Raw genomic sequence first — 13090 nt, 5'->3', positions numbered from 1 at the left:
ACCGAGGTGCTGCGGGTGATCATGATCACCGGCACCGAGGGGCGCCGGCGGTGAATCTCCGGCACCAGCTCGGTGCCGTCCGCATCCCCCAACATCACGTCCAGCAACACCACATCCGGCGCCTGGTTCTCGAGCACCCGGCGCAGCTGCTGGGCGCTGCCGACGCTGTGGGCAGAGTATCCCCAGCGGCGCACGTGGACCTCGGTGAGGGCGGTGAGATCCGGATCGTCGTCGACGATGAGCACAAGTGGCTTGCTGGGAGGCTTGATAGGGGGCTGAATCGGTTGTCGGCTCATGTTTGCTCTCCCTCCCGGGTCGTGTTCTTCGTGCCCAAGCCCCAGGAAATCACCACCTGTTGCACCTCCTTGCCCAGCCGCTCCAGCAGCGGCTCGAGGTGCGGACCGGTGCCCTGGAGGGCCGCCCGCTCCAGCCGGTCCGCAAAGGTGTAGATGGAGGTGAAGCCGTAGGTTCCGGCGGTACCGGCGAGACGATGGATGCCGGCCTGGAACTCTTCCCAGCGCTGCTCCCGGAGAGCCTGGCGCAGATCGTTCACCACTTGGGGCAGCCCCGCCAAATAGCCGCGGGCGAGCTTGGCCACCTCGCGGTCGATCTCGTCCGTGGAGGCCGCCACGGCGGTGGAGATCCGCTCCGAGCCCGCGTCTCCCCCCTCCGGCAGGGGCATCGGAATGGTCTCCGACGAGGAGCGTTGGTCCGGTCTTCGGGCCTCCGCCAGCAAGCGCCGCAGCAGACGGAAGAGCTCTTTGAAATCGATGGGCTTGACCAGATATCCGGTACACCCCGCCTCCAAGCAGCGCTCCCGATCCCCCTGCATGGCGGCGGCGGTCAGAGCCACCACGGTGGTCTGGAAACCCCGGCGGCGCAGCTCTTTGGTGGCGGCCAGACCGTCCAGGCGCGGCATCTGCCAATCCATCAGGATGAGATCGAAGTGCTGCCGAGTCGCCAGCTCCACCGCTTCCTGACCGTCCCGAGCGGTGACGCAGGAGAGCCCCCAGCGCTCGAGCATGCGCACGCAGAGCTCTAGCAGATCCAGCGAGTCGTCGGCGATGAGCACCCGCCCCTCCAGCGGCGGCGCCGCCGAGGGGGACAGATCTTCCTCGATGGAATCCGCCGGGTGGGGCTTCTTGGACCACCGTTGACACCCCGTCACCGGCACCCGCACGGTGAAGGCGGAACCAGCTCCGAGGCGGCTCTCCAGACGTACCGCTCCTCCCATCAGGGAGACCAGCTGACGGGTGATGGCCAGGCCCAAGCCAAAGCCGCTGCCCCCGTGACTGGAGGTCTCCAGCTGGGTGAATCGCTGGAAGATCTTTTCTTGATCCTCGGGACGAATCCCCGCCCCCGTGTCGCGCACCACGAAGACCAGCTCCGCCGTCTCCGGTTTCTGCCCGGCCTTGACCCCTGGTGCCTCGACGGTCAGCCGCACACCGCCTTCGTCGGTGTAGCGCAACCCGTTGCTCAGCAGATTGGAGAGCACTTGCCGCAGCCGGGTGGCGTCGGCGGTGAAACGCCAGGGCAGCCGGCCCAGGGTGCGCAGCTCCAGGTCCAAGCTCGCCTCCTCCGCCAGCGGCCGGAAGGACGAGTCCAGATCCTCCAGCAGCTCCGCCAGCTCGCAGCGTCGCTCGTTGAGCTCCAAGCGCCCGGCCTCGATGCGGCTGATGTCCAGGAAGTCTCCCAACAAGCGGCTCAGGTGGGTGCAAGCGCGGCGGATGATGTCCAGGTAGCGCTGATGGTCCTCCTCGGGAACGCGAGGATCCTGCAGCAGATCCAAATATCCCAGGATCACGCCCAGAGGGCTGCGGATCTCGTGGCTCAACACCGCCAGGAAGCGGGTCTTGGCCTGGTTGGCAGCGTCCGACTCCTCCTTGGCTTCCTGTAGCTGGTGAGTGCGCAGGGCGACCCGTGTCTCGAGCTCGGTGAACGACTCCCGAAGCTGCTCTGTCATGGCGTTGAAGGCCTGCCCCAGATCTCCCAGCTCGCGGATGTTGCTCACCGGCACTGCCTGCCCCAAATGGCCTCCGGCAATGGCCTGGGAGGCCTGCCGCAGGCGCCTGATGGGGCGGGTGATCAGGCCCGCCGAGAGCACGCTGAGCAACACCGCCAGCAGCACGGCGCCGAGGCTGAGCCACAGCGTCGTAGAGGAGCTCCCCCGCATCAGCCCGGAGAGCTTCGCCTCCGGAAGCACTACCACCGTCAACCAATCCAAGCCCCGGGGATCGTAGAAAGGAGCGACGTGGAGGTAGTAGGTCACGCCGTCGAGCTCGAAGGACTCCTGGGCCGGTCCGTCGATTTCCTGCAGCCCCCCTTCCCGCTGCTCGAGAAAGCCGGCGGTGGCACCGAGCAGCGCCGAAGTGCTCTCCCTCGCCCGCAGCCTCCGCCCCCGGGGATCCTGCGCCGCCAGATAGGGGCGCTCGCCGGTGGAAGTGGCGATGAGGAAGCCGCTGCGGTCGACGATGAAGGTCAACTCACCGTGACCGGTATCCAGCTGCCGCAGAAACTCGCCCACTCGCCGGAGGGTCAATTCCACCCCCAGCACCCCCAACAACGAGCCATCGGGGCGATAGACCGGCTTGCTGGCGGTCACAACCAGATTCTCCTCGGCGAAGAAAGGATAGACCTGGTTCCACACCGGCCGCCCCGACTGCACCGCCTCCTCGAACCACGGATGCTGGCGTGCGTCGAAGCCTGGAGTGGTCTCGAGCAGCTCGCCCCGCCCGCCAGCTCCCGCCGCCTCGTATCGATAGCGGGTGCCGGCGACCAGACCGAGCTCCGGATCGAGGGTCGTAGAATCCACCACCAGCGTGCCGTTCAAGCTCCGGCCGGCCTCGGCGACACCGCCCTCGGTTGTGGCAAAGAAAATTGAGTTGAGAGAGTCGAAGACCTGTAGTTGATGCCAGAAGTGACGGTTCAAGGCCTCCGCATCGGCAGGCTCCAGCTGCCCCAGGACCAGCGCATCGGCGTTGAGCTCGTTGACCCGGTGGGGAATCTCCAGGTGGGAGTCCAAGAATTGCCAGATCCGCTGATTGAGGTCGCTCCGCAGCTGAGCCGCCACCGGCTCCACCGCCCGATGACCGCTGCTCAGAGCCAGCCACAGCATCGCTCCGACGACGATCACGAGCTGCAGTAAGAAGGGGATCACCAACACAAGCCCCAACGGCACCTTCCGCCGCCCTCGCAACACCCGAAGCCTCCTGAAACCTCTAGTCAACCCTTGATGCTTTAAACAACCCACTCATATTCTGATCAATCTACCAGAACGGTTTGAGAATGCCCGATCGAAAGATGTTAGATTCCGCAACTTGCAGGGCCTACCGTGTTGTTTTTCCGACAACCAACGAAGCAACTCCCCGTCCCTGGACTCGTACAACAAGCTGACACCTTCCCCGAGAGATTCATGACCTCCAGCACCCCCAGGCCCCGCCGCAACGACAAGCTTTTCCTGCTCCTCGCCCTCTATGTTTCCCAGGCCATCCCCCTGGGCTTCTTCCTCACCGCCATGCCGGTGATCCTGCGCCGCTCCGGGCTGTCGTTGGAGAACGTCGGCCTGTTCAGCGCCATCGCCTTCCCGTGGCTGATCAAATTCCTCTGGGCGCCGCTCCTGGACCGCTGGTCGCCGGGCCGGCGGCGGTATCTTTCCTGGGTCACGCCGCTGCAGGGCGCTGCGGTGATCATGGTGAGCGTTCTGGCCTTCCTCGATCTGGGCACCCAGCTGCCTCTGGTGATCGGGGTCTCGGCCCTCTTCATGCTGCTGGCGGCGACCCAGGACATCGCTTCCGACGGGCTGGCGGTGACCATCCTGCGGCGGGGGGAGCGAGGCCTCGGCAACGGCCTCCAGGTGGGCGGCTACTACCTGGGGCAGATCCTCGGCGGTGGATTGATCCTGGTGATCTTCAGCCGCTTCGGCTGGACGGTGGCGGTGCTGGCCATGGCGGCCTTCCTCACCCTACCGCTGCTGCCCGCCGCGCGCTATCCGGAACCGGTGACGAGGGACCCCCAGATCGAAGGCCTGGGCATGGCCAACCTGGTGCGCTTCTTCCGCCGTTCCGGCTCCCTGCGCTGGAGCGCCGTGGTGGTGCTCTTCCGCACCGGCGAGACCATGGCCACCTACGTGTTCAACCAGATGATGGTGGATCTCGGCGTCGGCCTCGCCACCATCGGCTGGATCTCCGGCATGATCTACGCCGCCGGCGCCCTCGGCGGAGCGCTCCTCGGCGGCGTGCTGGCCCAGCGGCTGGAACGCCGCCGCGCCCTCACCACCTTCGCCACCCTGCAGGCGGCGGCCACCGGCGGTTACGTCCTCGCCGTCGGCGGCCAGATCTGGCTGCTGGGCGTCGCCGCTTTCGTCATGGCCTTCACCGGCGGCATGGCCACCACCGCCCTCTACACCAGCATGATGGACGCCAGCTCCCAACGCTCCGCCGCCACCGACTTCACGCTGCAGCAATCCCTCAGCGCCTTCGGCCCGCTGGCGGGCACCGCCCTCTCGGGCTTCAGCGCCGCTCATCTGGGCTTCGCCGGCCACTACGTCCTGTGTGCCCTGGTCACCCTCACCACCGTCGCCCTGCTCCTCGGCACCACCCTGCCCCGGCAGCCGGAAGCCTCCCTGGCGGAGCCTGCTGGGGCTAGGGCTGGAGCTTGAAGGTTCCCAATCCCGGCTGCTAGCTACTGGGTGCCAGCTACCGGGTGCTAGCTACGGGCCGAAGCGATAGCTGACTCCGACCTGGGCCTCGGTGACCCACTGGTCTTCCGGCCGGTTCTCCAGCCAGCGCCCGGCGATCCGGGCGTCGAGATACCAGCGGTCGCTGAACGGGATCTCCACTCCCAAGCCGGCGGACGGGGCGAAGGTGTCGCTGTCCAGATCACCGCCCTCGAAACGCCACCCCGGTCCGGCGAAGAAGAAGCCTCGGAAGCGATTCTCCGTCCTCCCCCAGCGGCGCACCCAGAGCAGGTCGGCCGTGACGACGTCACCCTCTGCGGCGGGCTGCTCATCGCCCCCGAAGTCACCGCTGGAAGGGTCGCCGTTGAAAGGGTCGCCGGAGCGCTTCCCCTGCCCCACTGCAGCGACGGCCTCCACCGACGAGCGGCTGGACAGGCCGAATCCGAATCGAATTCCGAACAGCGCCTCCTGGTCGACCACCGCATCATCCAGGTTGAAGCTGGTGAAGATCCCGACGGAGGGCGGGATGGGCGGACCGCTGCCGGGGCCGGGGTCCACGAGGATGGACGGGTCGTGGATGCCGTCGGTGGTGTACTGCTTGTCACAGTCGAGCTCGACCCGGGCCCCGACTTCCAGCCGGGTCTCGTAGACGGCGAAGGGATCGGCCCGCTCACAGCGGGCGTAGACCTCGCAGATCTCGCTGAGGAAGCGCTCACCGGCCTCGCAGGCCGACTCGACTCGCTCCGGCGAGACCATCGACGGGATCACGATGACACCGCGCTGGGAGTAGGCCGAACCGGAGGCCGATTTGACGTCCTCTACCGGATACCACGTACTGCCGGGCGCCCCACCCGGGGAACCGCCCAGGGGCTGATCGACGGGCCGGAAGGTGAAGTCGGTGGGGCCGGTTCCGTCCGGGCATGACATCCCCACTTCCAGAACGACGTCGTCGCCGTCGCGAAGAGCGTCCTCGCAGTGGATCGACTGTCCTGCCGCCGGCCCGGCGCTGACGACGCCCCAGCCGAGGATCAGCAACAGCAGATAGCTCTTGCGCCACAGGGCCAACATTGTCCGCCACCAACGCCAACTCAATCCCTCGAGCATCCTCGCAGCCGTTCCTAGGCCCATGGGCTTTCTCCTTTTCGGTTCTACGGGGGGCAAGATTCGCGGGGGGCAGACTTCTCGGAAGGCAGAGATCGCGGAGCAGCCCATCATCCCGGCCGGCGGCGCAATCGCTTCACCACCACCAGCCCGGCCAACACTAGGCAGACCACCAGGGCCAGCAGTCCCAGAGCCAGCAACCCGAACCCTGGCGTCCCCAGACCCGAGAACCCAGCGCCAGGGCGACCCGGGGCGGCCTCGAGCCCGCCGGGGAAGGGCACCAGGGACGCGTCACCGAGCACCACCAGGGCCCCCCAGCCGCGAGGGTCGGCGCCGGCGACCAGGCGTTCCCGCTGGGCCTGGGCCAGGGCTTCGCCTACGCTGAATCCCTCCGCCAGGTGCTGGTAGAAGGCGTTGAAAAGACGGGAGGTTTCGAGATCCGGCAGCGGCCGCTGACTCGCCACCACGGTATGAGCCCCGGCCTCGAAGAACGCCCGGGCCAGGCTCATGGTCCCCTCCCCCCGCAACACCTGGCCGGCGGCGCTGTCGCAGGCTCCCAACACCACCAATCGCCCCGACAGGTCGAGGCCGACAATCTCCTCCGGCTCCAGCCGGCCGTCCTCCTGCGAGTCCCCGGGCGCCAACATCAGCGCCGACCGGCTCGGCTGCAGAACGTCCACCAAAGCGTGGGCGGCGAAATGCAGCAGCGAATACTGGGCGAGATGCGGGTGCTGTTTGAGGAAGCTCTCGGAAGCCTCGGCACCGAGGAGCAGTCGGCCGGTCCCGCCACCGGACAGTCGCTGCAGGATGTCTCGTCCCTCCCGCCGGGCGTAGGGCAGCGGCCCCAGCTCCCGGCCGCGCAGGGTAGCCGCCCCATCCTGCGCTTCGACCGGGGTCTGCGTCGGGGCCTGGGAATCGGCGGTGGATTCCCCGGCGGGCAGGAGCGGGTCCGCCAGCACCAGAGCCGGGGCCGCGGCCCCCGCCACCGGCCGCGTCCGCCAGCGCAGCCACAGGGTCGCCGACGGCACGTAGGAGAGCTGATAGTCCACCACCAGGGAGCTTTCGGAAGCCTCGGTGGAGCGCAGCAGGGCAAAGGGTACGCGGTGCAGGACCCCGTCGGGGATCAGGATCAGGCGGCGGATGCCATCCGGCAACTCCCCCAGCACCGGGGCCAGCAGCTGGTGATGAAGCTGCAACAGATGGTCGGGCGTCGCCACCGGATGCTCCAGACCCAGCTGGCGCTCCAGCACCGGCTCGATCTCCCGGCGGTCCGGCAACGGATAGACCCGCGTGCCCTGGCGAGTGGAGACCGTCACCCAGGCGCCGCCGGCGGGGCGGCGGTAGAGATCCCGCCAGAGAGAGACTTGATAGGAGAGCAACGCTTCGTCTTCCTCCAGGTGGGCCTCGACCGCGGCGAGATCCGCAAAGCCCCCATCAAAGTCTCCGTCAAAGCCCCCTTCAAGGCGCCCGTCAAAGCCCGCCTCCGGCTCCAGCTCCGGCTCCAGCAAGGCCGAGACCTCCGGCCCCAAGGTCTCCAAGAGCGTGCGCCCGCGCATCCGCTCGACGATGGCGAAGGCGTGCTCCAGATTCTCCCGCGACGGCTGGTTCTCACCCTCTCCCAGAAGCTCTCCGGCGAGCCACTGGTAGGGCTCCCACCAGACGTCCAAGAACTCCGCCCGGCCGGTCTTGTTGCGCTGGGCCGCCCGCAGAGTCTCGATCTCACCGAGCACCGCCAACCCTTCCTCCAGCGCCCTCTCCTCGAGGCCCGCCTTCCGGTCACTCAAGAGCCACAGGGTACGAGCGCGCGCCTGCCGTACGAAGAGCCTGGACCAAGGATCACCGGCTCGCTCCGCCGCCTCCGCGGCCCGCTCCAGCAGCCCCAGAAGCAGCTCCTCGGACGCCTCCTTCTCCGCCGCCAGCGACAGCACCAGGGCCTCCAAGCACAGCGCTTCCAAAGAGTCTCCACCGGGCAGCCCGGAGGCCAGCTCGACGCAGCGGTCCAGATGACCGCGGCCTTCTTCCCCGGGTAGCAGCTGCCCCAGCAGCCGATGGGCCTGGGCCTGGTTGGCCACGGCACCGGTGCGGCGGGTCAGCTCCAGCGACCGCCGAGCCAGCTCCTCGACCTGCGCCGCCACCGCCTCCGACGGCCGCCTCGAGGCCGCCAACAAGGCGGCCCGCCGGTACGCCGTGGCCCCCTCGGTGCCCACATCCCCGGAGCGCCGGGCGAGGCCCTCCAGCTGCTCGAGGATCTCGTCCACCTGCCGGAACCGGCCCAACTCGTAGAGCACCGTGGAAACGCCGTGCAGCCACAGGGATCGAGTTCTCTCGGGCAGCTCCGAGGGTTCCTCGACCTCGCTGCGATGCCGCTCCAAGAGCGCCAGGGCGTACTCCAAATCCCCGCCGGCGATCACCTGATGGGACGCCTCCGCGAGGCTGTAGCGCAGCAACGCCGAGGGCTCGGCGGAACGCTCCGCGGCGTGCCGCAGCCGGACCAGCTCCTCCGCCGCCGCGTCCGCCTCGCCGATGAGGTCGAGATAGCGGGCCCGGGAGGCCCGCGCCGAAGCCTCGCCGTCCCAATCCCGCCGCTGCTCCAACCGCTCCGCCGCCCGGGCATAGAGCTCCGCCACCCGAGCGGTGCGTAGCGGCCACTCCAAAGCCGCCAGGTAGTACATCGGCCAGGGCTCACCGGGGTGTTGGCGGTGCAGAGCCTCCAACGCCTCGATGGCGGCGGCGCGCAGCTCCGGGTGCCCGCCATTGACCACCTGCACAAGACATCGGGAGGATTCCCGGTCTTGCGGTGCCGCTTGCAAAAGCTCCAGACACGAGGTCAGCGCCAAGGGCTCCGCCGGCAGGCCCGAGGCCCCGAGGAGCGCCACGGTCACCAGAACCGACAGCCCGAGGCTCCGCCAGGCCCAGCGGCTTCGAGGCTCGATCTCCAGACAAAAGAATCGACGACGCAGAATCCCTCCTCTTGGACGGCCTGTCTTGGACGGCCTAGCTTGGACGGCCTAGCTTGGACGGCCTGTCATCGACAGCACCGCCTACCGGTCCACTCACCCCCGTCCGACATCTCGCCGCAACGCCGGCGGATCGCTTCAACGCCACCGGCGACGACGGCAAACTTCCCCCCTCAGTATCCTTGTTTCCACCCACCGCCCCCGGAGAGACGACCGGTCCGTCTCTTCGCCTTCTCGTCGTAGTCTTCAAGCAACACCCTTACCCCTATCAGCGAGCCTTCCTCCAGCAAGAGTTTTCTCCAAGGACAAAAAAGGGCTAGACTCAGACACCTCCCCCATTTTGTGGAAGATTGGAGGATCCCGGTCTTCCTCCGGTGCGGTCGAATCATGGGCGATCAAGAATCAGTCGCTTCGACAGAAGCTCTCCACCAGCGGATCCGTCACCTCGAGGAGCGGCTCGAAAGGATGACCGCGGAGCAGCGGGAGATCCGCGGCAGCGAAGCCCGATTCAAGCTCCTCTCGGAGCTCATTTCCGACTGCTGCTGGGCGCGCTGGTCCTCCGCCGAAGGCGACGAGACCCGGCTGTGGGTCAACGACTCCTTCGAAACCCTCACCGGGTTTTCCCCGGAAGAGTTCGAGGCCATGGGCCGGAAGGGGCTGGTGCACCCGGACGACCTGGAGCGAACCCTCGCCCGGGTGGACGGTCCTCTAGGGGCGTCGGAGATGGAGTTCCGCATCCTGCGCAAGGACGGCGAGGTGCGCTGGCTGCACGAGCGGATGCTGGTCCAGGATGAGCCCGACGGCGGCCGCCTGGTGCTCGGCGCCACCCGCGACATCACCGCCCAACGGCAGGCGCAAGAGGTCTTGCGGGACGCCCACCGGCGCCTCGAAGAGGAAGTCCAGCGGCGCACCCGGGAGCTCGCCCAAGAAGTAGCGGAACGGCGCCGCATCGCCGAAGCTCTGAGCGAGGCCAAGGAGCGGGCGGAGGCCGCCAACCAGGCCAAGAGCGAGTTCCTGGCGAACATCAGCCATGAGCTGCGCACCCCCATCCACGGAATCATCGGGCTCTGCGGCCTGCTGGCGGAAGAGCAGCTTGCGGGCTCCGCCCCGGACTACGTCAACCTGCTCCAGGAGACCGCCACCACCTTGCACCGGCTGCTCCACGATGTCCTCGACCTCTCCAAGGTGGAAGCGGGACAGGTGGTGCTGGAAGAGTCGGTGTTCGAGGTGCGTGAGCTCGAAACGGCGCTGACCAGCCTCCTCGGTGACCGGGCGAGGCAGGCGGGAACGGATCTACGAGTGCGCCTTGCCGCCAACCTTCCGCCGCGGCTTCTGGGAGACAGCATCCGGCTCCAGGAGGTCCTGGTCAATCTCACGGAGAACGCCATCAAGCACACCCACGGCGGAACGGTAGAGGTCCTCGCCCATCCGCCGGAACCGGTGGGGGACGGCACCCGGGCCCGCTGCACGTTCGAGGTCCGGGATACCGGCACCGGCATCCCGCCGGAGATCCAGAGGCTCCTCTTCGAACCCTTCTTCCAGGCCAATCCCGGCATTCGGGGGACCACCGGTACGGGCCTCGGCCTGGCCATCTGCCGGCGGCTGGTGGAGCTCATGGGGGGCACCATCACCCTCCAAAGCCTTCCCGGTGAGGGCAGCTCTTTCACCTTCACCGCCGGTCTCGGCCTGGTGGATGAAGAGCTGGAGCAACCGGTCCCCCGGGGGCCCTCGATGCTCACCGGCACGGATCGAACGCTCCGGGTGTTGGTGGCGGAGGATCAACCGATCAACCAGCTGGTGCTGCAGCGCCAGCTGGAGAGCTTCGGCCTCGAGGTGGAGGTGGTGGGTGACGGCGCCCAGGCGGTCCAGGCGGTAAACGAGGGCACCTTCGACCTGGTGCTCATGGACTGCCGCATGCCCGAGGTCGACGGCTACGAAGCGGCGCGGCGCATTCGCGCGGCGGAGTATCCCGGTCGCCGAATACCCATCGTCGCCATCACCGCCAACGCCATCCGCGAACAGATCGACGCCTGCTTCGCCGCCGGCATGGACGACTTCCTCACCAAGCCCTACCGCCAGGAAGACCTGAGCCGCCTGCTCCGGGCCTGGCTGCCCCGCGAAGGCTGAGCCCTAGCCCCGGAGCCCACCGGCCGCCCGGCGCTGCGGAGGATTCGGTTAATCTCGGGAGTGGATCGGGCCACATCTTCCAACAGCGGCTGAAACTATCTTCCGGCGCCAATCGTTCGTAGAGGTGAGATGGAAGACCTCTTCCAAAGCCGTGCAGAACGGCACAAAGACCGCATCTACACCTTCGCGCGCTATTTTCTGCGCGACCCGGAGGAGGCTGCCGACGTGACTCAGGAGGTCCTGATCAAGCTCTGGCAGCACGGCACCGAGCTGGAGGGCGGCTCCATCGGCGGCTGGCTGCGGCGGGTGACCCGCAACGCCTGCATCGACCGCCTGCGCCAGCGGCGCTCCTATCGTGCCACCGTCGCCGAAGCGCCGGATGAGGAGCTGGTGGAGCGTACCCCCGGCCACCAACCGGACCCGGCCCGCGCCGCCGCCGCCAAAAGCTTCCGGCGACACCTGGAAGCGGCGCTGGCGAAGACGCCGGAGCCCTACCGCTCGGCGCTGATCCTGCGCGAGATCCAGGGGCTCAAATACGAGGAGATCAGCGAAACCCTCGACCTACCGCTGAACACCATTCGCACACACCTGCACCGGGGCCGCAATCTGCTGCGGCGCACTCTGCGGGAGGACTATGGATATGGACAAAACGACGAGCTCTACCTGCATTGAGTTGGATGCGCTGCTGGAAGCGCACCTGGACGGCGAGCTGGGGGAGTTCGAGACCGCCCGCCTGCGCCGCCACCTGGACGGCTGCCCCCGCTGCCAGCACGAGCTGGCCTGGGCGGAGCAAATCCGCCAGGGCTTGCGCGAGCTCCCCCAGCTGGCTTGCCCCCAGAGCGTGATGGAGAGCGTCCGCGCCCTAGGCCCGCCACCCACCGCCGAGGGGCACGTCAGCTCCAAGAGGACCGGGGGAGCCGAGCAGACCAGCGCAACGCTGCCCGACCGGTCTCGCGCCTCCAAGAGCCGCTCTTCCGCAGAGCCACCCACACCTTCGTCGGCCATCCCGACCCGGCCTCTCCCGCGGGGCGTTGCATGGGGCACCTCCAGCTGGCGAACCGCCTTGATCGCAGCCTCCATCGCCGCCGCCCTGCTCACCGGCTGGCTGTTACGGCCCCTGCTCACGGAATCCACCCAACCATCGGCTCCGGTCACCGCCGAGCAGGGAGAGACGGGGGCGAGCCCAGCAGAAACCGGCGAGGCCGGTTCCTCCCAGCAGGCTTCGGTTCCTCGAGCTCCAGCGAGTCCCGAAACCACCGCCGGGGCAGCGGCAGGGGAAACCATCGCCGAGGATTCGCCAACTCCGGGTACCCAGGCCACCGAGCCCTCGGCGCAGGAGCTGGCCCGGGCCAAGGAAGAAGTCCAGCTGGCCCTCGCCTATCTCGACGCCGTCAACCGGCGAGCCGCCGTGGCCATCCGCGACCAGGCCCTGACACCCCACGTCGCCGAGGCTCCGGAACAGGCTCTCGCCCAGGTCGCCCGCCAGCTCTAATCACCGGAACGGTTCTCACCACCCACCGAGGAGACTCCCATGAACTTTCTCACTCTCAACCCAAAGATGCCGGCGGCCCTCTGCGCCGTCGCTCTGCTCCTGAGCCTGGGAGCGCTCCCCGCCGCGGCGCAGGCGCCCGCCGGAAGCCCCGTCGAGAGCCCCATCGGGGGTACCGTGCGATCCCTCACCGCGGAGCCGGGCTACGTCGATCTCGCCCTGCTGCCCCAGGTCCGGGACGCCGAGCCCACCATCGAGGTCAACCTCAGCGGCACGCTGCTCAACCTCCTCGCCGAATCCATGCGCGGCGAGGACGAAGACTTCGCCATCCTGCTCAGCGGTCTGCGCTCCATCCGCGTGCGCATCTTCGACCAAAGCAAGGAGGGCGGGCCGGCGGCCCCCACCGAGGCCGTCGCGGGGCAGATTCGCTCCCTTTCCAACCGGCTGAGCCGGGACGGCTGGGAGTCGGTGGTGCGGGTGCGGGACGAGAGCAACCAGATTCACATCCTGCTGCGCACCGCCAACGACTCCATCGCCGGCCTGGTGGCCCTGTTCTCCGATCCGGAGGGCTCCTTCGGCTTCATCAACATCGTCGGCGACTTCGATCCCCAGCGCCTGGGGCGGCTGGCCCGTCAGCTCAACCTGGAGCCGCTGGCGGCCCTCGACGCCGGTGGCGGCGACAACTCCCAAGAGGCCGAGCAACCCAATGCCGAGAATCCCCAAACTAAGGAACCCTGAGGA

The 13090-nt window shown here is 68.1% G+C and carries 9 protein-coding genes; 5 read left to right on the top strand and 4 right to left on the bottom strand.

The window, feature by feature from the left end; all coding sequences use genetic code 11:
• Together SX243_10730 and SX243_10725 are read right to left on the bottom strand one after the other, a co-directional pair.
• Positions 1 to 296 (bottom strand): response regulator (locus SX243_10730; protein ID MDY7093433.1); only part of this gene is annotated, 296 nt, incomplete at its 3' end.
• Positions 293 to 3199: a response regulator gene (locus tag SX243_10725; protein MDY7093432.1), complete on the bottom strand. Its 2907-nt coding sequence runs from the start codon at positions 3197 to 3199 to the stop codon at positions 293 to 295. The genes SX243_10725 and SX243_10730, both read right to left, overlap by 4 nt.
• A gap of 213 nt (positions 3200 to 3412) precedes the next feature.
• Here SX243_10725 and SX243_10720 point away from each other — a divergent pair, with 213 nt between their 5' ends.
• Positions 3413 to 4657: an MFS transporter gene (locus SX243_10720; protein ID MDY7093431.1), complete on the top strand. Its 1245-nt coding sequence runs from the start codon at positions 3413 to 3415 to the stop codon at positions 4655 to 4657.
• A gap of 51 nt (positions 4658 to 4708) precedes the next feature.
• On the opposite strand, the gene SX243_10715 is transcribed toward SX243_10720, so the two are convergent.
• Complete coding sequence (locus tag SX243_10715) at positions 4709 to 5803, bottom strand: outer membrane beta-barrel protein (protein MDY7093430.1); 1095 nt, start codon at positions 5801 to 5803, stop codon at positions 4709 to 4711.
• Positions 5804 to 5886: 83 nt separating this feature from the next.
• Complete coding sequence (locus SX243_10710; protein MDY7093429.1) at positions 5887 to 8658, bottom strand: CHAT domain-containing protein; 2772 nt, start codon at positions 8656 to 8658, stop codon at positions 5887 to 5889.
• Between the two features lie 540 nt (positions 8659 to 9198).
• Here SX243_10710 and SX243_10705 point away from each other — a divergent pair.
• From SX243_10705 to SX243_10690, 4 genes are all read left to right on the top strand, one after another.
• On the top strand, positions 9199 to 10860 hold the full coding sequence (locus SX243_10705; protein MDY7093428.1) for an ATP-binding protein: 1662 nt from the start codon (positions 9199 to 9201) through the stop codon (positions 10858 to 10860).
• Between the two features lie 129 nt (positions 10861 to 10989).
• The gene (locus SX243_10700; GenBank protein MDY7093427.1) at positions 10990 to 11532 is read left to right on the top strand and encodes an RNA polymerase sigma factor; all 543 of its coding nucleotides are present in this window, start codon (positions 10990 to 10992) and stop codon (positions 11530 to 11532) included.
• On the top strand, positions 11501 to 12352 hold the full coding sequence (locus SX243_10695) for a zf-HC2 domain-containing protein (GenBank protein MDY7093426.1): 852 nt from the start codon (positions 11501 to 11503) through the stop codon (positions 12350 to 12352). Before SX243_10700 ends, SX243_10695 begins: the two co-directional genes overlap by 32 nt.
• A 39-nt stretch (positions 12353 to 12391) precedes the next feature.
• A complete protein-coding gene (locus tag SX243_10690; GenBank protein MDY7093425.1) occupies positions 12392 to 13087 on the top strand; it encodes a DUF4252 domain-containing protein in 696 nt (231 codons plus the stop codon).
• Positions 13088 to 13090 lie beyond the last annotated feature (3 nt).

It is taken from the genome of Acidobacteriota bacterium (genome assembly GCA_034211275.1).
GTDB lineage: Bacteria > Acidobacteriota > Thermoanaerobaculia > Multivoradales > JAHZIX01 > JAGQSE01.
The sequence above is the reverse complement of the archived record's forward strand: the minus strand, read 5'-3'. Positions and strand labels throughout refer to the sequence as shown.

Coding starts and splice junctions, on each gene's coding strand:
- SX243_10700 (MDY7093427.1), top strand. CDS start 10,990: ATGGAAGACCTCTTCCAAAGCCGTGCAGAACGGCACAAAGACCGCATC.
- SX243_10695 (MDY7093426.1), top strand. CDS start 11,501: ATGGACAAAACGACGAGCTCTACCTGCATTGAGTTGGATGCGCTGCTG.
- SX243_10715 (MDY7093430.1), bottom strand. CDS start 5,803: ATGGGCCTAGGAACGGCTGCGAGGATGCTCGAGGGATTGAGTTGGCGT.
- SX243_10705 (MDY7093428.1), top strand. CDS start 9,199: ATGACCGCGGAGCAGCGGGAGATCCGCGGCAGCGAAGCCCGATTCAAG.
- SX243_10720 (MDY7093431.1), top strand. CDS start 3,413: ATGACCTCCAGCACCCCCAGGCCCCGCCGCAACGACAAGCTTTTCCTG.
- SX243_10690 (MDY7093425.1), top strand. CDS start 12,392: ATGAACTTTCTCACTCTCAACCCAAAGATGCCGGCGGCCCTCTGCGCC.